Raw genomic sequence first — 21122 nt, 5'->3', positions numbered from 1 at the left:
CATCTAAAAGGGATTCTCGAGATGGTTATCCTCTTTGTCAATTATTAGGATACAAACTCCTTTCGAAGAGATTATTTTTGAGGAAGATAGGAGAGTTGACATCTGAGTGTTATGGATTATATTATTCGTAATACTCATTTTATAAGGGGGCTCCCAATGTCAAGCAGATCTACTATCGAGGCATATAAAGCATATACTTACCGTCGCAAAGTGATGTTTTTCACTCTCGCCTTAGGGCTTATGGCGATGGTCTTCGTCTCCCTCTCCGTAGGCTCCTTCCAAGTAAATTTAAGCGATGCCTTTGCAGCCTTGTTAGGGCGTTCCGATGACGTTACATCTACCATCCTATGGCGTATCAGGCTTCCTAGGATCATTGGAGCGGTCCTCGCCGGATGGGGTCTTGCCATGGGAGGGGTGGCGATGCAGTGCATCCTGCACAACCCCCTTGCTTCTCCTTATACGCTTGGGGTCTCTCAGGGGGCGGCGTTTGGAGCTGCCGTTGCTCTCGTCATTTTAGGTTTGGGACCGAGCGGCAAAAACGAAAGCTTCTTGGCAGGTTTGCCTTGGGGCGTGAGCATGTTCGCCTTTTTAGGGGCTTTCGCCTCCACATGGCTCATCTTGTTCCTGAGCCAAAGAAGGCGCCTATCTCCCGAAGCTATTGTGCTATCGGGGGTCGCCCTGTCAGCGCTCGCCACGTCGGGCACTATGATGATCCAATATTTCGCCAGCGACATTGAGGTGGCATCTATCGTGTTTTGGACCTTCGGCGATGTGGGGAGGGCTTCCTGGAATGAACTCCTTCTAATGGTCCTCTTCATCGTGCCCGCGAGCTTGTTCTTTTTGCTCAACCGCTGGAACATGAACGCCCTCGCCGCAGGAGACGATGTTGCGAAGAGCCTCGGCGTAAATGCCGAACGCCTGAGAAAGATGAGCCTCATAATAGCTGCTTTAATTGCCGCTGTAGCGGTCGCAACTTTTGGCGTTATCGGATTCGTAGGCCTCGTCGCACCACACATAACCCGTAGATTGGTGGGCGGAGATCACCGCCATCTATTGCCCCAATCGTGCGTTGTGGGAGCTTTGATACTGCTCTGCGCAGACACGGCTGCCAGGAGCGTTATGGCGCCAATTGTGCTTCCCGTCGGCATCGTAACCTCTTTCATGGGGGCACCGCTTTTTCTCTATCTGCTCATGAAGGGAGGATATGGAAAATCCTAACAGCCAAAGATGTCTCATTTGGATACCGAAAAGATGTAGTCCTAAAAGGGATAACGATCTCAGTGGAGAGAGGGACCACAACGGCAATCCTCGGTATGAACGGCTCGGGTAAATCGACGCTTATAAAGTGCCTCAATGGCTTACTGAAGCCGTGGTTAGGAGTTGTTATGCTCGATGGCGACAACCTAAGCGAGCTAAATCGCCAGCAGATATCGCAAAAGGTCGCTTATGTACCGCAACGTTCTCCTGAAGGTGAGCTTTCCGTCTTCGATGCCGTGCTGTTGGGACGAAAACCCCACATGAGGTGGAATCCTACAGATAGAGACTTCGAAGTAGTTGACGAAGCCCTGTGCGCTATGGGGCTTGAGAAGTACGCCCTTCGTCCCGTCAGAGAACTCTCCGGGGGCGAAATCCAGCGAGTCGCTTTGGCCCGAGCCATAGCTCAAGAGCCAGATGCACTCCTGCTCGATGAACCGACCAGCAGCCTCGACCTCCATCGACAGTTCGAGGTGATGAATTTGCTCTGCGAGTTGGCAAGAGAAAGGGGCATGGCGATAATTTTTTCTCTCCACGACATAAACCTGGCCCTTCGTTTTGCCGACAAATTTCTCTTGCTGCGAGATGGCGAGGTTTATGCCTACGGTGGACGGGAGATCCTTACTCCTAAGCTCATAGAAGAGGTCTTTGACATTCGTGTTGTTATGCACCGCGTAGATGATCACTTCATAGTCATTCCAACATTCGATACCAAAAAGGAAAGAATTTTTACAAAAGTTGAGGTAGGAGCATGAAAAAAGGAATATTTGCACCAAAACGCGTTTTGGCTTTTGGAGCGGCGCTCGCCCTCCTTTGGATGACCTCTTCTGTTGTAGGGGCGGAACCTCTAACCGTTACAGATCTGGCAGGTAGATCTGTAACGATTGACCTTCCTGTGAAAAGGATAGTTTGCGCAGGACCGGGAGCGCTTAGGCTTGTAGTCTATATGAACCAAACAGAAAAAGTGGTCGGCGTGGAAGAGATGGAAAAAGACCCAACAGGGCGACCTTATGCCTATGCCCACCCAGAGTTCAAATCCCTTCCCACGATAGGCCCCGGAGGGCCAGCCTATATAGACCGCGGACCAGATCCAGAAGCAACCCTTGCCTGCAAACCCGACCTGCTTTTTGTAACATACATGCAAGGGCAAAACGCAGAAAAACTACAGGACAAACTGGGCGTTCCCGTTGTAGTGCTGTCCTATGGTCCCTTGGCGACTTTCGACGAGACAGTTTTCGATTCCTTCGGGCTGATCGGACGAATAATGGAATGCAACGATAGAAGGGCAGATGCCCTCGTCGAATTTTTCACGCAGATGAAGCAAGACTTATTTGAACGAACAGCAGCAGTGAGCGAACATCGGCAAAAAGTATATGTAGGCGGGATTGGACATAAAGGGTCGCATGGCATCGATAGCACCCTTAAGTCCTATCCTCCTTTTGAGTTTTTAGGCGTTAAAAGCGTCGTAGAGGGACTAAAAGGCGACCATATTTTTATAGACAGGGAAAAACTCTTGGAATGGGATCCGGACGTGATTTTCATCGATGGCGGCGGAAGACATCTAATCCAGGCAGATATAGAAAAAAATCCGCACTTTTACAAACACCTGTCGGCGTTTAAACAGGGGAGAGTTTATTTGACTCTCCCCTATAACCACTACACCACAAACTTGGGCACTTGTTTTGCCAACGCTTATTACGTGGGTACCGTCTTATACCCAGAGGCGTTCAAAGACATCGATCCGGAGAAAAAGGCCAATGATATATATAAATTTCTCTTAGGCAAAGGCGCATATGATGATATGAAAAGGAGCTTCGGCGGCTACGGCCCCATATTTTAAACGCCTCGTTTTGCATCTGTTGGAACTTTACGCAAAATCTAGGATAGTCCCGATTAGCAATGCATGTCGCTTGCTACGACATTACAACAAGCGGCATCAGACCCAAATGGATCCAACTTCTTCTCGTGGTTTCCTTAGCGAAGCATGATACGGAATATATGTAATTCTACCTAGGAATATAGAGAACCAATACTATTGTTGACTACCGATATGCATCTCTGCGATGTCTTACCCGCATTACCATTACAGCCTTTTTCTCGTCGTCAACTTCATAAATTATGCGATATTCTCTGACACGGATCCGCCAATCATTCTTTGACCCCACTATTTTACGGCAACCTGCAGGTCTTGGATTTTCGGCCAAAGCTCTGATATTAGAGATAATGCGGTCAAAATCTTCGGAAGAAAGGCGCTTTAAATCCCGTTCGGCTGCCCGTTCCAGGTAAACTCTATACTCGTCCACTCTGACATTCTCTCAAAAATTCATCCAATTCCCTAAAATGCAGGGGCTTTTTGCGCATCTCTTCCAAAAGTTTCAGATCTTCCACGTCTTCCAAGCGTTCTAACAGCTCCCGATATTCATTAATATCTAAAATTACAGCCACTGGTTTGCCATCTCGATATACAAATTCAGGTGTTTTTTTCTCAGCACCACTTTTCATGACTTTTCACCCCTAAAAATATATTGCCAGTAGTATATATTATAACCTAGCTTTGGCGTACCCAGCCTATATAGGCCGTGGCCTGGATTTGGAGGCAAGGGTTGCCTGATAATTAAAGAATAGCGCGAGGTAGGGGTCGTCCACGGCGTTTTGCGAAGGACAATGAGCAAAGTAGTGGCGCAAAATCTCTGATATGCTTTCCTTCGCGGTAATGATGTCCAAAAAACGCTCGCTCAAGTTGATCACGGGATCGCCTTCGATCACAACTTGAAAACCGATTATTTGCCCTTCTTTTAAACCAGCAGCTTTTTCTTTCGAGATAACGACCTTCCAATAACCGTCTTTCCCCAAAGGCATAGCATTATCCCTCGTTCTAACAGGAAGGACGATCGTCTTTACAGGGATCCCTGCTTTGTTTGCCGCCTCTTCGCTCCACCCTACGCTGGCCCAATGCAGGTCAAAGAATGAGCTAACTCCCCATATTGTAACGGGCGGAAGCTCTGCAGGCATACCTGTAATGTTTGACGCCGCAACCAACCCTTGTCGCATGGCAAGGGTGCCTATTAGGGGCAACATCGACCTGCCAGTGGGTGCATCAACGACCTGTACGGCATCCCCCACGGCGTAGACATCGGGATGAGATGTCCTCATGTGAGAGTCGACCACGATTCCCCGCTCCATTTTGAGCCCGCAAGCTTTAGCTAATGCTAGGTTAGGGCGCACGCCTGTAGCGAAGAGCACACCATCAGCTTTGATAGTGGAGCCATCGGACAAAACTACACCTTCGGGTGTTACGTCAGTCACACTCACGCCGGTATAGGCTTTAACGCCCCGCTCGAGCGCACGCTTTTCAATCAAAGATGCCATATCTGCGTCCAAGGCCACGCTCAAATGCGGCAATACCTCGACAATATGGACTTTAAGTCCGCGATCGTGGAGGGCTTCTGTCATTTCCAGTCCAATGGCACCGCTTCCCACTACAACCACGCTTTTGCCGCGAGAGGCGAACTTATCAAGTCTTCGAGCGTCATCTGCTCCCCTGATGACATAGACGTTGGGCGCCAACCTGGATTTCTCGACAAGTTCATTTCCATACATAACCCATGTGTCTTTGCCATCAGATGTTACAGGTGACGAGCCTTCCCGCAAAACACCTGATACAGGAGGAATCCATGGGACGGCGCCGGTGGCTAAAATGAGCTTTTCAAAGGAAATCTCGACCTGCCCATCAGCCTCTTCCATATAAGCTTTTTTGGAAGCTATATCAAGTTCTTTCACGACGCCATGCACGACATCTTTCGGCATATCTTTGGGCAGGCGCCCACCCTTGGAAAGGTCTACCACCAGTGCTTCAGGGCCTTGGGGTACGAGCCTTCTGCCAACCCCATATGGTAAGCTACAGATGATCGTTGGTTCTTCATTCATAACTATCTTCACGTTGTCCTCGCCCATCATTCGCAAAGCCATATAGGAGATGCGTCCACCCGGCCCTCCGCCGATATATACCCCCCAAGGGTAATATGCAAGCTATTCCACACATACAATCTTATAGCTGTAATGTATATTGTTCTTTATGTTCCTAATTTGCTTAATGTGATGGGGGAAAGTAGGGTTCCTCGAAATTGAACACATACCCATATACATTGACTTGTGTTTTGCTCATTACAGCCAATTCAACTGCTGCTTTGAGGACTTTAAAGGAGAATACGTGCTTGTTATTCCTATTTATTTTATTTAGTGCTGCTTTCAAATCCTCATATTCGGCTTTGCATTGAAGAATCTCTTCATTGGTTCCAGCTAAAATCTTCACATTAACATTGATGACATCGCCCTCCCCATTTGGAAATTCCATTCGCACAATACCGTTGCGGATGGGGTGAAAGGGGATATGTTCGGGCTCTATAGCTCTCATGCCCAATGTGTCCAGCTCAATTGATAAAAAAGATCTTATGCCTTCAAGCTGTGATTTGGGCAAGTCGATTAAAAAAATATATTCGCTTCTTCCTTTTTTCGTAATGGCTGGTATAGCGTGAACGCTTGAGGCACCGCGAGCCATCAACCCATCGATCAGATAAGGTAATGCCTCCCCTGTTATGCTATCCACGTTAACTATCAGGAGCATTGTTATCCCCTTTCTTCGCTGTTTTTTACCTAATCAACTACATCTTGCATATCTTTCGCTAAACGCACTGCAAGCTGGCCCACTTTATAGGCCTTCTCTTCGGCTCCAGGTATAGCGTTTGTGATGTTGGCTCCTTTTACAGCTCGTTTAGCAGCATCTTTTGGATCCAATTTGCCAGAAGCGGCAGCTACAGCAGCAGGTATGACCGCATTGACAGTGCAGCAACCAATGTACATTAACTCCTGAGCCACTGCTGATGCTACAGTTATGGGGATGGTCCACTCGGTTCTTTGATTAAGCACAACATCCGGCGTTACTTTATGAGATAAACCTTCAATCTTAAACTCCTTGCCATCTACCGTGACAACTGCATCTATATCGGCATCGAACCCCCAGAAGGTTTGAGCGAAAGGATGGTCTCTGCGGGCTCCCCCCTTTAGCTTGTTGAACTTAATCGATATCTTTCGATTGAAAAAGTTGCTGAATATCATGCTCGAACGTTCCTCAACCTTCGTTAGCCTCTTGAGATCTATGTCGTGGCATATTTCTTCAAGGGTCTTGCCTGCCTTGAGGCCATCCCATGTGTACTTGGCTATGCGGTACTCCATGTTGTAACGAATTCCCTGGGTTCCCTTAATGACTGCTTCTGTAACCGGGCCGCGCGTGAGTTGCTCTGCTTTGTGAGCTACCATATTTGCCGAAGCTGCGGCAATCTCTGGATCGATCCATTCATTAAGCTTCATGTCACGTATCATGTCCGCAGTTGCCTCGACATCTCCGCCAGTCTCAAGGAGCTTCATGGAAGCACATATGGAGTCAGCTACAAGATGAGCAAGCGGGGGGTTAACGGGACCTGCTCCAAATCCTGCGCCAATCATGGGACCTTCCTGAAAGATCGCTATCATCTCGTTAAGGGTCATCATTCCGACAACGGTGGGTGCTCCAACATCCTTCAAGATCATTCCCATATCTCCAATTAACGTCGCTGTGTCGTATTCCTTCCCTGTTCCGCGCATATGAAGCTTTGGGGGAAGTCCGGCCGCTTCTGCAGCGCCCTTGCCGACAAGATATCCTGTTCCCTGGACAAAAAATTCGCCATATTCTTGACCTATCATTCCATCCGGATTAACTATTTCTAGAACAGCTGCTGCTGCGATTGCAGCCGAAAGCCATGGATTAGGGTTGATGCCAACACCTTGGTATGCTCTAAACATGGCCTCCACTCCTACCTTCGTCCCCTTTTTAGCTAGATCAACGTAAATCATATCCTCTCCTAAAACGCTATGACCATAAACGGCTCCACCTGCTACGAAGGGAGGGACAACTTCTCCGCTAAAACGACATATCTCGCCCTTGTCAATAGCTTCGTAAATTGCTTTAACTGCAGGAAAGCCTGAAACTTTGTTAGTTAGCTTAGAAGTGGGTATTGCTTGAACACCGGCTCTGCATGCACCGGCCTTAATCCTGGCCAACGAACCAAGCTTTCTGTTCCCAGCCGGGACTCCGGCTCTCGACGCTGTTCCCATGAGATTTAAGAACGCTGCAACAATGAGGGCAGCGTTTGCTGCATCGGCACCAGCCTCTTTGGCCGCTTTTATCCCAGCTTCTACTATTGCATCCACTGGTAGATATTCCATATTAGCGTCTGAAAGCTTTATGCTGCGCCCCTGAAGGATTTCTTTGACTACTACGTTAGCTACACTATACACAGCAAGATTGAGCATTCCATGTCCTCTCGTGAGTGCTTCAAGACGATCGCTGGTCTCATTTTCGACGAAGGTATTTGCCGCCATAATTGCTGAACCTATCTCCTTTTGCATTTCTGTTACACCTCCTATTCTTTGGTTGACGAATCTCTTTGCGTTATTTCCTTAACTTTAAGTATATTGAAATTGATACTCATTTATGATTTTATCAAGAAGAGTTGCTATGTCAATATATGGGAGGCTCTATTCAATAGTTAGTGCGAAAACTTACCGGTGATGAGAATCCAAAAGAATAGTTCCTTCGCTCGGTATTATAGATATAGATATAGATATTGATATTCATTATCTATAAAGTATAATATACAGCGTTTGCTTTACGAGGAACGAAAAGGAATTTCTTGTGTTTTTTCCTCACAGAGAGTCATGTATGTTTGGATCAGGATAATCAATTGGGAACGAAGGAGGGATTTGTTATGAATGAAGACCACGATAGTGCGCCAATCGCCAAAGCCAAGAAAGTGGGAGTGGATCATGTATTAGCTATAGGAAGTGGCAAAGGGGGCGTTGGAAAAAGCTCTGTTACTGCTCTGTTAGCTGTAGCTTTACAGCGACAAGGATTTAAGGTAGGTATTCTGGACGCAGACCTCACAGGGCCATCCATTCCAAAACTTTTAGGGGTGGATGGAATGCCTAAGGCTGCTTTTTCCAGCTTAATTCCACCGGTTTCGCCAAATCTTGGGATCCGCGTAATGTCCATAAATCTTCTCTTAGATGATCCTTACAAACCTGTGATATGGAGAGGACCCCTTGTAGCAAACGTTATAAAGCAATTTTGGGAAGATGTGACGTGGGGAGAGATTGACTATCTGTTGGTAGACTTGCCACCTGGCACTTCTGATGCCCCCCTCACGATCATGCAACTATTGCCTTTAGATGGTTTTTTGGCTGTCACATCACCCCAGTCCCTTTCGGCCATGGTTGTAATTAAGGCAGTGAACATGGCTAACATGTTGTCCATACCAGTTTTAGGTGCAGTGGAAAATATGAGTTATGCCATATGTCCTTACTGTCATCAGGCGTGGGAGCCCTTCGGTTCTAGCCACTCGGAAGAGTTGGAAGAACATAACATCCCTATTTTGGCCAAACTGCCCATAGATCCGTCAATTGCCAAACTTGGAGATGAAGGCAAGCTTGAAACCTACGATAACGCGGAGGTGATGCAGAGTCTTTTAGCTATCGCAACAATTAAGTAGCGACGGACGCGGCTCCTAAATATTCTGAATTGCAAGTTAATTTTATTTGCTTGACATGTCTCTGCGATCAAATTAGAATGATCGGAAATTTACCGCTAGAAGGAGGGGAAACGCAGATGTTACACCAAGGCGTAGTATGCATGGAATTGGTCCTAGTGCTAGTTCTAATAATTATAAGCTGCGGGTCCCCTCCCGGAGCATAGGGCTCTTATTACCCTTAGCTTCCAAGGTCGGGACCCGTAAGCGTTACAGGGGTCCCGACCTTTTTATTTTTTTATGAAGGAGGTGATAATTGTGAAATATGTTATAGGAGTATTAGCTGAGGACAATCCCGGAGTGCTTTCTCGCATAGCAGCCCTAATAGCACGAAGAGGATACAACGTGGAGAGCTTAAGCGTGGGTCATAGCCATATCGAGGGATTTTCTCGATTTACCATGGTTGTAGAAGGCGACGAAAGGGTTGTCGACCAGATTGTGAAGCAGCTGGATAAATTAATAGAGATAGTGGAGGTGAGAAATTTGAGTCAGGCTCCCTATGTGGAACGTTGGATCATGTTGATCAAAGTTTCGGCTCCATTGGAGATCAGGCCTCATGTCCTTCAAACGGCCGAAGCCTTTCGAGGAAAAGCTGTAGATGTGGGCGGAGATGCCTTGGTCTTCGAGGTCACCGGAGACAAGGGCAAGGTTGAAGCCTTCTTGTCTGCCATGAGGCCTTTCGGGATTTTGGAAGTAGCTTCAAGCGGAGCCGTGGCAATGCAGCGCGTAGGATTTGAAGACAAAGTTTCAGGCCGATGCGAAGAGTATGAATTGAAACTAGCATAAAATTTTGCACGACTAATATTAAGGAGGAATAGAATATGGCAAGGGTTTATTATGACGGAGATGCTGACATAAAAGTTTTGGCTAATAAAAAGGTCGCAGTATTGGGTTACGGAAGTCAAGGCCATGCCCATGCGCAGAACTTGCGGGACAGTGGTCTGAGCGTAGTGGTTGGTCTTCACAAAGGGAGTTCTTCTATAGAAAGGGCACGCCAGGATGGCTTGGAGGTGCGGGATGTAAAAGAGGCGGTGGCCATGAGCGACCTGGTCGTCTTTCTCGTTCCCGATCACATCCAGGCTAAAATCTACGAAGAACAAGTGGCTCCTGTCCTAAAAGATGGAGCAGCGCTGGTTTTCGCCCACGGTTTTACCATTCATTTTCATCAGATCATACCCCCTTCCACCGTAGACGTCTTCATGGTCGCTCCCAAAAGCCCTGGGCATCTGCTGCGTAGAACCTATCAGGAAGGAAAGGGCGTTCCTGCGCTATTTGCAGTTCATCAGAATGCGTCGGGTTCGGCCAGAGAGATGGCTTTAGCTTATGCCTGTGCTTTAGGTTGCGGACGAGCAGGTTTGATTGAGACAACTTTTGCCGAGGAGACGGAAACGGATCTATTTGGAGAACAGGCTGTCCTCTGCGGTGGAGTGACGGAGTTGGTCAAAGCAGGTTTCGATACCCTGGTCGAGGCCGGATATCAGCCGGAAATTGCTTATTTCGAATGTTTGAACGAGCTTAAGCTGATAGTGGACATGATGTATGAGGGCGGGCTGTCTTGGATGCGCTATTCGGTGAGCGATACGGCCAAATATGGGGACATGGTAGCAGGTAAGAAAGTCATTGACTCGAAAGTCAGAGAGACGATGAAGGAGCTTTTGAAAAACATTCAAGAGGGCAGCTTTGCTAAAGACTGGATACTTGAAAATCAATGCAACAGGCCTCAAATGAGAGCTTGGCAGCAGAGGGAGAAAAATCACCTTATAGAAAGGGTCGGCTTTGAACTTAGAAAGATGATGCCCTGGCTCGATGCCAAAAAAGCTCCGGAAAATTAAAAAAAGGAGATGTAGAATGATGAGTGACGATCGTGTGAGAGTATTCGATACGACGCTTAGGGATGGAGAGCAGTCGCCGGGAATAAATTTAAATTCGCAGGAAAAGCTTCACATTGCCTATCAATTGGCTGCCTTAGGCGTAGATATCATAGAAGCCGGTTTCCCTGCCGCTTCACCGGGAGACGCAGAGGCCGTCCGACTTATAGCTGAAAAGGTTAAAGGTCCCATCATAGCAGGATTGTCTAGAACAAGAAGAGAAGATATAAGGGCTGCCTTTGAGGCGGTAAAATATGGAGAGCGTCCGCGCATTCACGTGTTCATAGCCACAAGCGATATCCATATGCAATATAAGCTCAAGATGACGAGGGAAGAAGTGTTGGAAGAAATTCGTTCCGCTGTAGGTTATGCCAAAAGCCTCGTTGCCGACGTGGAATTTTCCGCCGAGGATGGCAGCAGGTCCGACCCCGAATTTCTGATAGAAGCCTTTAAGGTCGCAGCAGATTGCGGGGCAACCACTTTAAACTTGCCCGATACCGTGGGATACGCCATACCCGAAGAATTTGGAGATTTCTTTTCTAGGGTGATGAAGGGCGTAGGTAGAGAAGATGTAATATGGTCGGTTCACTGTCATGATGACTTGGGCTTGGCCGTGGCAAATTCCCTGGTGGCAGTTAAGGCGGGAGCAAGACAGGTAGAGTGCACAATAAACGGAATAGGCGAACGCGCCGGCAACGCTTCACTGGAAGAAATTGTCATGGCCCTGCGTACCAGAAAAGAGTACTTTGGAACCGAGACAGGCATAAACACCACTCACCTTTATCCTACTAGCAGGCTTGTGTCGCGATTGACTGGTTTCGTCATACCTCCCAATAAAGCAGTCGTAGGAGATAACGCCTTTTCTCATGAGGCAGGAATACACCAGCACGGTGTCTTGTGCGATAAGAGGACATACGAGATCATGAGACCTCAGGACGTAGGAGCTCCCGACACTAAATTGGTGTTGGGAAAGCATTCCGGGAGACACGCCTTTTCGGAGAGGATAAAAGGCCTCGGATATCATTTAAACGAAGAAGAGATGGCAAAGGCCTTCGTGTTATTCAAGGATTTATGCGATAAAAAGGGCATCGTCAGCGACGGCGATATTGAAGCTTTGGTCGTGGACGAAATTCTTGGAGGCGCAACGAAGAGGACCTTTGAGTTGAGGGATTTCATGGTCAATGTGGGAGCGGGCGGCAGGGGATCTGCTACCGTGGTGATTTCCGACGGCGAAAGGACTGTGAGCGATGCCGCCACAGGCAACGGCCCTGTTGATGCAGCTTACAAGGCGATAAAAAGGATAATAAACATCGAACCGGAGTTGGTCAGCTACAAGATTTCCGCAGTCAGCGAGCGCTCCGATGCAGTGGGAGAAGCGGTGGTAGTTGTGAAATTGAAGGGCGTGTTGGCCCAAGGAAGAGGAGCGAGCACCGACGTCATAGAGGCGAGCATAAAGGCCTATTTAAACGCCGTAAATCGACTGGTCCAAATTGCGGAGGCTAGAGGGATTAACATCTTTCCGCAGTATGTGAGCACGGTGTAATGTCGAGGAGAGGGAGTGGGGAAGATGACTCATGATGCTAAAATGACGTATCGTATTGGGCTTTTGCCGGGAGATGGCATAGGGAAAGACGTGATTACTGAGGCGCGAAAGGTCGTTGAAACTGCTGCAAGTTCGTTTGGTTTTTCCGTGGAGTGGAGAGAATTTCCCTACGGGGCCGAACACTACTTGAATACAGGAGAGATCTTGCCGGACGAAGCGCTGGAAGAGATGCAGCAGTGCTGCGCGCTGCTGCAGGGAGCCATAGGAGATCCCAGGGTTCCTCCGGGTGTCCTTGAGCGGGGAATATTGCTGAAGACGAGGTTTTATTTCGATCAATACGTTAATTTGAGGCCTGCCTCAACCTATCCCAATGTTCCTACGCCTTTGAAGAGGGGAGAGGACATGGATATAGTTGTGGTCAGAGAAAACACTGAAGACCTTTACGTAGGTTTGGGCTTTCTTTCTAATGAAGAGATCGAGGCGACGGTGGATATGAAGAGACCTTCATATACGTTAAAGGGAGCTCTTTCCCTAAAAGTTGATCCTTCCATGAAATTTGCTGCACAGTTGGCTTTGGCTACGGAAATGGGCGTTAGGCGCATTACGCGCTATGCCTGCAACTTGGCCCGTCGCAGAAAGGCAAGCGAAATAGTGCTAGCGACGAAATCAAACGCCGTGAAAGAGCTGTACGGCCTTTGGGAAGAAATAGCGAAAGAGGAGACCTCAAAAGAGGGGATATCACTAAAACTGGTCAATGTAGATGCCCTCTGTTATCAGCTTGCAAGAGATCCCTCGGGATATGGCGTGATCTTATGTCCAAATTTGTTTGGCGACATCGTAAGCGATCTTCTGGCGGGACTTACGGGCGGGTTGGGTTTGTCACCCAGCGCAAACATAGGAGATGGCCTATCGATGTTCGAGCCGGTTCATGGTTCTGCGCCCGATATAGCCGGTACAGGAAGGGCAAATCCCTTAGCTGCCATATTGTCGGCAAGTTTAATGCTTGAACATCTTACACAAGTTGAGGCGTCCGAAGCCGTAAAAAATGCTGTTTTGGAATATTTAAGGGCCTTTCCGCGGCAAAGACATCCTATGGAGCTTGGTGGCGAGGCGACAACTTCAGAGGTCGGAGACAGTGTTGCCTCAATTATCCAAAGGATGTGAGTAAAATGCGTTTGACAGGGGCACAGATGATAATTAAGGCCTTGGAAGAAGAGGCCGTGGAGACGGTGTTCGGATACCCTGGAGGGACAGTAATTCCGCTTTATGATGCCCTTTACGATTCAAAGATAAGACACGTATTGATGCGCCATGAACAAGCGGTAGGGCATGCGGCCGACGGGTATGCGAGGGTAAGGGGAAAACCGGGCGTCTGTTTCGTTACGTCGGGACCCGGTGCTACCAATATAGTGACTCCCTTGGCTTCGGCCTATATGGATTCCATTCCTGTGGTCGTGATCGCCGGCCAGGTAGCTACGAAGGTGATGGGAACTGATGCATTTCAGGAGGCCGATATCTTTGGCTGTTCCATGTCAATGGTGAAGCACAGCTTTTTGGTAAAAAGTGCTTCTGAAATTCCAAAGGCGGTGCGTGGGGCCTTTTACATCGCCACAACAGGAAGACCGGGTCCCGTTTTGATAGTTTTGCCCGTGGACGTTCAAAACGAGGAAGGAGAGTTTGTCTATCCTCCCAAGTTAGAATTTCCGGGATATCATCCCGAAAGGAACGAGGATCTTACGATGTGGGGCGATGTGGTAGAGGCCATTAATAAAGCCGAACGGCCCTTGTTGCTTCTTGGGGGAGGGGTGATACACTCTCGAGCAAGCGCAGCATTTAGCAGTTTTATCGACGAATTCAGGATGCCTGTGGCTACCACTCTCATGGGCAAAGGCGCCTATCCAGAAGGAAATTTTTTGTCTTTAGGTATGGCCGGAATGCACGGGCGCCCTGCGGCCAATAGGGCGATCCTGGAAGCTGATCTGGTCATTGGGGTAGGAACACGTTTTTCCGACAGGACGACGGGTAGAGCGACCTGCTTTGCTCCGAATGCAAAGATAATACATATCGATGTCGATCCTGCGGAAATCAACAAGAACATAAGAGCGTCCCACTTTCTGATAGGCGATGCAGGAAAGATTATATCGGGTTTGCATGGGGAAATTAAAGCTCGCGACCGTTCCACCTGGCTCCAAGGCATAGAGAAATTTAAACAGGAGGAAGTATGCGACGATGACAACTCTTACATAACTCCTCGCGCCCTTTTGATGTCTCTTAGAAAAATGGTCGAGCCTCAACAAATAGTCTCGACTGAAGTGGGACAAAACCAGATGTGGGCTGCCCTTCACTGGCAAGTAAAGTTTCCCGGAACCTTTTTGTCTTCCGGAGGTCTCGGGACTATGGGATACGGCCTTCCTGCTGCAATTGGGGCGGCCTTTGCTCTTTTAGACCGACCCGTCCTTTGTATTTCCGGTGACGGAAGTTTTTTGATGAACGTACAGGAGCTCGAGACTTGCGTCAGATATAATTTGCCCGTCAAGCTGATTGTCATAAACAATTCCAGCCTTGGCATGGTAAGGCAGTGGCAAGAGCTGTTCTGGAGCGAAAGGTATTCGGCCACCAATGAAGCGCCGTCGCGCTCTTTGGTGGAAATAGCAAGCGGGTTTGGAGTGAAGGGTTATCGAATTGAACGTTCTCATGAGATTAGCTCTACACTTCAAATGGCATTAAGTCAAGATGGGCCTACATTGGTGGAATGCATCGTTCCTACGAAGGAGAAGGTCTTCCCGATGATTCCTCCGGGCGGCGGGATGGACGAAATGATCCTTGAAGCTTGAGAATCCACAAATTGATGCCAACCAAATTGCTTCGTAATCGAAAAAATAAGCTCCCACTCATGTCTTGGAGTGGGAGCTTATCGGGTGTTTAAGCATGCCTTAAGTGACGTTTCGCCTGAAGATCCATTTGTCACTTCCGTTGAGCAGAGCGGGTATGCTTACAAGATCTCCCTCTTTGCCGCTGAGGGAAAAGGTCTTTTCGACTGTCCTTATGGTGTTGCCGTTGTTGTCCAAAACTTCCACTTTTATCTTATGTTTGCCGTAGCCAACCAAGATGGCCAGATCAGCCCTGTTTTTCTTGAGGTCTAACTGGATTTCGTCATCGAAAGTAACCCTAACTGGACCCTCTGCTTCGTACACGATGTCGCCCAGAGTAAAATTTTTATTTTCTACGATCAGCTGGAAGCCCTTGCCGATTCGATATAAGAATATGCTTATTACGATTAGCAGAACTACGAGGCCAATTTGCATAATAAGGCGTTTCTTCAAATTTATTACCTCCTCCGGGAAAAATTGCATGGGACGTACATCTTTTTACGCTTCGCCCCTAAACATGCGCCTTGCATATGCCCGTTCCTGAGCGCGGCGCCACTCGTATATAGCCAGAGCCAAGGCGACAACCCCGTAAGAGACGAAAACTCGGAAGTATTCTCCAAGCTGTGCTTGTCCTATTAGGTATTTGCCGGCCATAGGCGATACGACGAACATGAGGTGGAATAACACGACTCCTACGAAGACGTTGGGCAGAGTTGCCTTCGCTACACTTGCTCCTCCTACCAACAGCGCTGCGATGGCGAACATCCCGGCCTGTTCATGGCTGTTATAAGTGTTGAGGGTGCCTATGTTTTGTAAAAATATTATCTGTCCGTAAGCTGCCAACACCGTCGAAATCACTATAGAGATCAATCTGGTGCGCTCTACGGCAATGCCCGCCGAACGAGCCACTTCCATATCTTGGCCGACAGCTCGCATATCCTGCCCTAGCTTGGTGCGACGGAACCATACTATGAAGGCGCTGAATATGGCAATAACGATGAAAGTTCCCAGGGGGACTTTAACGCCATGAATTGTAACTGGAATAAAATAGTCCAGACAGTTCCTGATGCCCAAGAGATTGACGGCGTTTCTGATGCCATAGCCTCTGGAAAGCACCAGTTCCGGGCTGCGTATTGGTATTAAATATCCGAAAAAGTAGAGTACGACCAGCTGATAGAGGCCATTTACGAAGAACCCCAATATATAGGAAGTGACCATTTCTCTTCCCTTGGCACGATTTAGTATAGTGCCGCACATCCACCCCAAGGCTATCGCCAGAGGGGTTGCTATTATGGCGGCCAAGACCATTCCCGGAATGCCTAATATCTTCCAGTCGGTTATGAGTATCAGCCCTATTTGTCCGGCCATTGCACCTAGCACCATGCCAAAATTCAGGCCCATGCCTGCTATGATCGGTATCAGAAGGGAAAGCACCAGAAAAGAGTTTCTCGCCAAGCGAATTAGCATTTCCTGTATCAGGTAGTTCGCCGAAAATTGCGAAATTGGTATGGCAAAGGCTGACAAAAGTATAAAAAGAATTGGCACGATGTTAGTCATCAAAAATCTTTTTATTGTAAATTTAGCCTCTCTCTTTTTCATCGCGATTTCACCCTTACTCCCCTCGTCAATGCATAGAGGATCATACCGTTGGAGGCGATGATCCTAATTACCTCCGAGATATCCGTCTGCAGCATGCTATTAATTACGGAAGGCGTCATCGTTAATATGCCTTGAAATAAGAACGTGCCGATCACGACATGCGTTAGAGTGGCTCTATTGATAGAGGCACCGCCGAGCAGGATGGCTGCCACCGACGGGAAGGCCATAAAGAAGGGTCCCATGTAAAGCTGAATGAATCCGAAGCTCTGTTCGTAAACGATTATTCCTATAGCTCCAAGCAGCGTGGACAACATTACAGATATCGTTCGCATTCTGTCTATGTTTATCCCTGCAGCTCGGGCAAAGTCGGGATTGGCGCCGACAGCCGATATGGCAGTACCCATTTTGGTGCGAAAGAACATCCATATTAGTAGGGACATAAGGGCAAAAAACAATATGGTTCCAGTGGGGATGAAGAAAAATTCGCCGATCCTTATCGAAAGGAAATTGTTAAGAACGCCGCCCCAATATTCTTGAACGCTAATTGTAGTTCGAAGGCCTTTCCCGGCGTATCCCCATACCATAGTGGGATTCTTATAAGGCAAAAGCAACCACATTATGCACATGAAAGCGACGGAGGAGAAACCAACATAGGTCGCTATCATCATCTCTCCGCCCTTGACCCTGTTCAAAAGCTGTCCGTAACCCCAACCAAATATGAGAGCGAATGGCGTGGCCAAGGCGATTGCCATGAAAAAACCAAGAAATCCGACAGCGTTGAACTCCAGGCTCATCGTTGCACCTAAAAGCCCAGCTATGATTCCAAGAGGCAATCCAAAATTGAGCCCGCAACCGGATTGTATCATCGGAACCATAGCTAAAACCAATACGCCGTTCATACCAAATCTTACCAAGGTATCGCTTATGGAAGAGTCAAGTCGGACGTTTACGAATGGCGCTATGACGAAGAGGGCCAACAAAAAGAAAGCGATGATGGCACGAGGCCACCCAATGTCAATGATGAATTTTTTTATCCTATCCAACTGAGATCACACCTTCCTCGTTTGATGCCTTAGCTCCCATCAGGAGAAGGCCAAACTCTGAGCTGTCACTTGAAGCGGGAAGTATGCCCGCAATTTTTCCTTCGTGAACTATTGCTATACGATCGCAAATGGCACGCATTTCTTCGAGCTCGGAGGAGGTCACTACAATTGTGGTCCCGTGTTGCCTGTTGCGCTGATATATCATATCGAGAACAAGTTTTTTCGCTCCGATATCGATACCCCTTGTGGGCTCGGATACGAAAAGCAGCTTCGGGTCGAGGGCAAAAGCTCTGGCCAGACATACCTTCTGCTGGTTTCCTCCTGAGAGCTCCTTGACCTTTTGATTTTCGTGAACGCATCTGATTGCAAGCATCTCTATGTATTGTTTCGCTGCCTTTACGATCTCTTGATCGTTCCTCCACTTTACTAGACCGCCCAGGTAAGTTTTGAGATATGCGTCGTGTATTTGCATCGCGGTAAAGACTATATTAAACGCAATTCCCTCATCGAGGATCAATCCTACTCCTCGTCTGTCTTCGGACACGAAGCCGATCCCCTTTTTTAAGGGAACGGCGGGATTATTCAAAGGCAGTTCATCTCCTTGAAAGGTGACCTTTCCGCCAGCCGGAAAAAGCCCCATTATTCCGTTTGCTATTCCGAGCTTTCCCTGACCTGCCAAACCGCCAATGCCCAATATTTCACCCTCGTATACCTCTAGATTGACGTCCCTCACAGTTTCGCCGGGCATGTCTACCCAGAGATGTTCGATCGTTAAAATCGGCTTTGTAAAGGCCCTTTCCTCTCCGGTCCTTTCGGTCAAACCTTCAATCCTGCGCCCTACCATTGCACTTGCTACCTCGCGCAGGTTCGTTTCGTTGGCCTTTTTCTCGAGGGTTATCTCTCCATCTCTCAAGACGACGATGCGATCGCATGCTTCTAATACTTCCTGCAGCCTGTGCGATATGAATATAATGCCTATTCCTTGAGATGCCAGGCGTCTCATGGCATCGAGCAATATCTTTGCCTCTGATTCGGTTAGTACGGCAGTAGGTTCGTCCAATACCAGTAATTTGGTGTTTTCCTTTTCGATTTCCCGTGCTATCTCGGTGAACTGCTTGTGTCCTACGGGCATTTCGGAAACAATCATGTCCGGATCCAGGGAAAGCCCTAATCTTCCGATAGCGTTTGTGGCTCTGGATTTGATCTTTGGGTAATCTAAAGTTGCAAGCCTTTCGCCAAATATTTCTACCAAAAAGTTATACATTGTGGACTCTCTGTTGAGAACGATGTTTTCTGCGGCGGTGAACCCCGGTATTAGTGAAAATTCTTGGTGCACCATTCCGATGCCGGCATCAAGAGCCTGTAACGGGCTGGTAAAGCGCACCTCTTGGTCCTCAAGATAGATTTTCCCCTCAAAGCCACCTGTTTCAAATATGATGGGCAGGCCGAAAAGTATGTTCATTAAAGTAGATTTCCCGGCACCGTTTTCGCCAACCAAGCCTAATATTTCCCCTCTTTCGAGAGTGATATTGACATTCCGCAATACCTTGTTCTCGAAAAAGGACTTGGTAATACCTTGCATTTTAAGCAGCGTTGAAGACATTCAATTCACCTCTTACTCCTTTAGCATGAGCATAAGATTGCAGAGGGGAAGCCCCGCTTCCCCTCTGGATAACACTGATTTACATGCCTTTTGCAGAGAATCACTTACTTAATGGTTAGATATTTCTCCGGAACTTCAACCTTGGTCATCTCGAGGAAGCCCTTACCGAAGACATATGTATCTTGGTACACCAACATGTGATTTGTCTTTTCTATGCCTGTGTTGAGGTCCACGTAATAACCGCAGTTCCACGTAGCGCCGGGAGTGAATTTTTCATAGCAGGCTACCAGGTCTTCCAGGGATATCTCGGCCTTTCCATCGAGGATGCGTATTGCCAGCTCACCTAATCCTGCAGTAGTCGTATAGCCGTAGGAGTAAACCCAGGTTCCCAATCGTCCGGATGCACCTTTTTCAATGATTACCTCTTCGATCTTCTTGGTTATGGCCTGAAAATCGCCCTTCTCGGCAGAGAGGTCAATTCCCAATGCTCCGGGGTATCCCATCAGAGGCGAAGGCAGATCGGCTTCTACGAAGTATCCGCCGTGAGCGACTATTTGCCTGAGCAAAGGTTCGGTGTGGGCGTCGTTGGTGCAGAAAAAGGCAGTATTGGGTCCGTATTTTTCAAGCCATGCCGGGACTTTTTCGAGTATGAACTGCTGTGCTCCCGCTACTCCCACATCGCTTACGGGATCCGGTGCCGTCTCGAAGTGGAATTTAAGGCCTATGTCGTTACATGCTGCTTCCATTATGTTGCGCCTTCTCGATAGCAGCTCGTAGCTCATATGGCGAGGGAAGGATATGTGGACGAAGTCAGTAGCCCCCATCTTCTTGGCGGCAAGAGGTATTAGGTAACCTCTGTAGATGTTGTGTACGTTGATCGCAAGGTCGGCTACGGATTCGATAACTCCGGGGTCTTCGTGTGCTTCTCCGGCGAAGCAAAGGATATCAGGCCTTCTTTCCTTTACGCGCCTAAATGCCTCGGTGGTTCCGGGGATGGATTGGTTGACGATGATTGCCTTCATCAAGGGATCATCGGAAAGCCCGGCAATCTGGCTAATAGTGGTCTCCATCTCTTGCATGAAATTGTCAGGGTAGGTGATATGCTGAATGATACCTCCGCTGGCTACATCGCCATATTCCTCGATTAAACGCTCGGCCCCCCTTAGGTCATCTTCGGACTGAGAAACCGTTCCTGTCACGATGCCGATGTGGTACGGAGCTTCCGCAAAAGCAAGGCCTGTCCCTAGTAGCAACACTGCCATCGCAACAACCAGTAGACCCCAAGCCTTCCTCATAAATGGTTCCCTCCTCTAAATTGAAAAAATATTTATTCAACGCTAATTATCTCATTTTGACATGAAAAGGTCAACGCGGTCCAGGCTCTATTTCAAATAGTGTGGAAACACTCCGGTGGTAAGAATCCCAACATTATCTTTTTTGTGTAGACCTCTACGTTTCTAAGACCAAAGGAGATTCGTTTTAGCATCTTCACCTTCGTATTACATCCTTCGGTATAGGCATTGGTAGTTTTGTTGTCGAAGTAGTTTAATATAGGCTGTCGCCACCGTTTTAGGGTATTGCCCCACCTGTACAACTCGGCATCGTCAGAAGCCTTCAGGTTCATGATGATCAGGTCTAAAAGCTTGGCTGCCTCGTTCTTCTCCTTCGCTCTATATACGTCCCTTAAGCGTTCCTTGGCCCAGTAGAAGCCTTTGAGGTTTGG

General features: G+C 48.0%; 20 protein-coding genes. 9 read left to right on the top strand and 11 right to left on the bottom strand.

Annotated features, from left to right (window positions below; all coding sequences use genetic code 11):
* Positions 1–156: 156 nt before the first annotated feature.
* Genes BLU12_RS07070 through BLU12_RS07060 form a run of 3 tightly spaced genes read left to right on the top strand, consistent with a single transcriptional unit; the run spans position 157 to position 3094 of the window.
* Positions 157–1218: a FecCD family ABC transporter permease gene (locus BLU12_RS07070; protein WP_234945537.1), complete on the top strand. Its 1062-nt coding sequence runs from the start codon at positions 157–159 to the stop codon at positions 1216–1218.
* Positions 1203–2009, top strand: a complete 807-nt coding sequence (locus BLU12_RS07065) for an ABC transporter ATP-binding protein (RefSeq protein ID WP_327020382.1) — start codon at positions 1203–1205, stop codon at positions 2007–2009. The genes BLU12_RS07070 and BLU12_RS07065 overlap by 16 nt, the downstream gene beginning before the upstream one ends.
* Positions 2006–3094 carry an iron ABC transporter substrate-binding protein gene (locus BLU12_RS07060; protein WP_091461651.1) on the top strand — a complete coding sequence of 363 codons (1089 nt, stop codon included), beginning with the start codon at positions 2006–2008 and terminating at the stop codon, positions 3092–3094. The genes BLU12_RS07065 and BLU12_RS07060 overlap by 4 nt, the downstream gene beginning before the upstream one ends.
* Positions 3095–3296: 202 nt before the next feature.
* On the opposite strand, the gene BLU12_RS07055 is transcribed toward BLU12_RS07060, so the two are convergent.
* The 5 genes from BLU12_RS07055 to BLU12_RS07035 all read right to left on the bottom strand — a co-directional run bounded on the left by BLU12_RS07055 (position 3297) and on the right by BLU12_RS07035 (position 7698).
* Positions 3297–3557, bottom strand: coding sequence for a type II toxin-antitoxin system RelE family toxin (locus BLU12_RS07055; RefSeq protein WP_091461649.1), 261 nt, complete (start codon positions 3555–3557; stop codon positions 3297–3299).
* Positions 3544–3756: a type II toxin-antitoxin system Phd/YefM family antitoxin gene (locus BLU12_RS07050; RefSeq protein ID WP_009201800.1), complete on the bottom strand. Its 213-nt coding sequence runs from the start codon at positions 3754–3756 to the stop codon at positions 3544–3546. The genes BLU12_RS07055 and BLU12_RS07050 overlap by 14 nt, the downstream gene beginning before the upstream one ends.
* A gap of 66 nt (positions 3757–3822) precedes the next feature.
* The gene (locus BLU12_RS07045) at positions 3823–5256 is read right to left on the bottom strand and encodes an NAD(P)/FAD-dependent oxidoreductase (protein WP_091461647.1); all 1434 of its coding nucleotides are present in this window, start codon (positions 5254–5256) and stop codon (positions 3823–3825) included.
* Between the two features lie 88 nt (positions 5257–5344).
* On the bottom strand, positions 5345–5878 hold the full coding sequence (larC2, locus tag BLU12_RS07040) for a nickel pincer cofactor biosynthesis protein LarC2 (protein ID WP_091461646.1): 534 nt from the start codon (positions 5876–5878) through the stop codon (positions 5345–5347).
* Positions 5879–5907: 29 nt separating this feature from the next.
* Positions 5908–7698 (bottom strand): hypothetical protein, encoded by a 1791-nt coding sequence (locus tag BLU12_RS07035; protein ID WP_091461644.1) that lies wholly within the window; start codon positions 7696–7698, stop codon positions 5908–5910.
* Positions 7699–8057: 359 nt separating this feature from the next.
* On the opposite strand from BLU12_RS07035, the gene BLU12_RS07030 reads away from it, so the two are divergent.
* From BLU12_RS07030 to ilvB, 6 genes are all read left to right on the top strand, one after another.
* Positions 8058–8837 (top strand): Mrp/NBP35 family ATP-binding protein, encoded by a 780-nt coding sequence (locus BLU12_RS07030; protein ID WP_091461643.1) that lies wholly within the window; start codon positions 8058–8060, stop codon positions 8835–8837.
* Between the two features lie 294 nt (positions 8838–9131).
* Positions 9132–9659 carry an acetolactate synthase small subunit gene (gene ilvN, locus BLU12_RS07025; protein ID WP_091461641.1) on the top strand — a complete coding sequence of 176 codons (528 nt, stop codon included), beginning with the start codon at positions 9132–9134 and terminating at the stop codon, positions 9657–9659.
* A gap of 35 nt (positions 9660–9694) precedes the next feature.
* Positions 9695–10705 carry a ketol-acid reductoisomerase gene (gene ilvC / locus BLU12_RS07020; protein WP_091461640.1) on the top strand — a complete coding sequence of 337 codons (1011 nt, stop codon included), beginning with the start codon at positions 9695–9697 and terminating at the stop codon, positions 10703–10705.
* A gap of 19 nt (positions 10706–10724) precedes the next feature.
* A complete protein-coding gene (locus BLU12_RS07015) occupies positions 10725–12284 on the top strand; it encodes a 2-isopropylmalate synthase (protein ID WP_091461638.1) in 1560 nt (519 codons plus the stop codon).
* Between the two features lie 24 nt (positions 12285–12308).
* The gene (locus tag BLU12_RS07010; protein WP_091461637.1) at positions 12309–13448 is read left to right on the top strand and encodes an isocitrate/isopropylmalate dehydrogenase family protein; all 1140 of its coding nucleotides are present in this window, start codon (positions 12309–12311) and stop codon (positions 13446–13448) included.
* A gap of 5 nt (positions 13449–13453) precedes the next feature.
* The gene (gene ilvB / locus BLU12_RS07005) at positions 13454–15118 is read left to right on the top strand and encodes a biosynthetic-type acetolactate synthase large subunit (protein WP_091461635.1); all 1665 of its coding nucleotides are present in this window, start codon (positions 13454–13456) and stop codon (positions 15116–15118) included.
* A gap of 99 nt (positions 15119–15217) precedes the next feature.
* On the opposite strand, the gene BLU12_RS07000 is transcribed toward ilvB, so the two are convergent.
* The 6 genes from BLU12_RS07000 to BLU12_RS06975 all read right to left on the bottom strand — a co-directional run.
* Positions 15218–15607, bottom strand: coding sequence for a DUF6672 family protein (locus tag BLU12_RS07000; protein WP_091461634.1), 390 nt, complete (start codon positions 15605–15607; stop codon positions 15218–15220).
* 45 nt (positions 15608–15652) lie between these two features.
* Positions 15653–16753, bottom strand: coding sequence for an ABC transporter permease (locus BLU12_RS06995; protein WP_091461632.1), 1101 nt, complete (start codon positions 16751–16753; stop codon positions 15653–15655).
* Complete coding sequence (locus BLU12_RS06990) at positions 16750–17796, bottom strand: ABC transporter permease subunit (protein WP_091461630.1); 1047 nt, start codon at positions 17794–17796, stop codon at positions 16750–16752. Before BLU12_RS06990 ends, BLU12_RS06995 begins: the two co-directional genes overlap by 4 nt.
* Positions 17789–19399: a sugar ABC transporter ATP-binding protein gene (locus BLU12_RS06985; protein ID WP_091461628.1), complete on the bottom strand. Its 1611-nt coding sequence runs from the start codon at positions 19397–19399 to the stop codon at positions 17789–17791. The genes BLU12_RS06990 and BLU12_RS06985 overlap by 8 nt, the downstream gene beginning before the upstream one ends.
* Positions 19400–19503: 104 nt before the next feature.
* The gene (locus BLU12_RS06980; protein WP_009201788.1) at positions 19504–20694 is read right to left on the bottom strand and encodes a DUF3798 domain-containing protein; all 1191 of its coding nucleotides are present in this window, start codon (positions 20692–20694) and stop codon (positions 19504–19506) included.
* Positions 20695–20786: 92 nt separating this feature from the next.
* The coding region (locus tag BLU12_RS06975; protein WP_143270387.1) for a transposase at positions 20787–21122 on the bottom strand (336 nt) is incomplete at its 5' end.

This window comes from Acetomicrobium thermoterrenum DSM 13490, from assembly GCF_900107215.1.
In the GTDB taxonomy this organism is placed as follows: domain Bacteria; phylum Synergistota; class Synergistia; order Synergistales; family Acetomicrobiaceae; genus Acetomicrobium; species Acetomicrobium thermoterrenum.
The sequence above is the reverse complement of the archived record's forward strand: the minus strand, read 5'-3'. Positions and strand labels throughout refer to the sequence as shown.

Coding starts and splice junctions, on each gene's coding strand:
- BLU12_RS07070 (WP_234945537.1), top strand. CDS start 157: ATGTCAAGCAGATCTACTATCGAGGCATATAAAGCATATACTTACCGT.
- BLU12_RS07060 (WP_091461651.1), top strand. CDS start 2,006: ATGAAAAAAGGAATATTTGCACCAAAACGCGTTTTGGCTTTTGGAGCG.
- BLU12_RS07050 (WP_009201800.1), bottom strand. CDS start 3,756: ATGAAAAGTGGTGCTGAGAAAAAAACACCTGAATTTGTATATCGAGAT.
- larC2 (WP_091461646.1), bottom strand. CDS start 5,878: ATGCTCCTGATAGTTAACGTGGATAGCATAACAGGGGAGGCATTACCT.
- BLU12_RS07035 (WP_091461644.1), bottom strand. CDS start 7,698: ATGCAAAAGGAGATAGGTTCAGCAATTATGGCGGCAAATACCTTCGTC.
- BLU12_RS07030 (WP_091461643.1), top strand. CDS start 8,058: ATGAATGAAGACCACGATAGTGCGCCAATCGCCAAAGCCAAGAAAGTG.
- ilvC (WP_091461640.1), top strand. CDS start 9,695: ATGGCAAGGGTTTATTATGACGGAGATGCTGACATAAAAGTTTTGGCT.
- BLU12_RS07015 (WP_091461638.1), top strand. CDS start 10,725: ATGAGTGACGATCGTGTGAGAGTATTCGATACGACGCTTAGGGATGGA.
- BLU12_RS07010 (WP_091461637.1), top strand. CDS start 12,309: ATGACTCATGATGCTAAAATGACGTATCGTATTGGGCTTTTGCCGGGA.
- ilvB (WP_091461635.1), top strand. CDS start 13,454: ATGCGTTTGACAGGGGCACAGATGATAATTAAGGCCTTGGAAGAAGAG.
- BLU12_RS06995 (WP_091461632.1), bottom strand. CDS start 16,753: ATGAAAAAGAGAGAGGCTAAATTTACAATAAAAAGATTTTTGATGACT.
- BLU12_RS06985 (WP_091461628.1), bottom strand. CDS start 19,399: ATGTCTTCAACGCTGCTTAAAATGCAAGGTATTACCAAGTCCTTTTTC.
- BLU12_RS06980 (WP_009201788.1), bottom strand. CDS start 20,694: ATGAGGAAGGCTTGGGGTCTACTGGTTGTTGCGATGGCAGTGTTGCTA.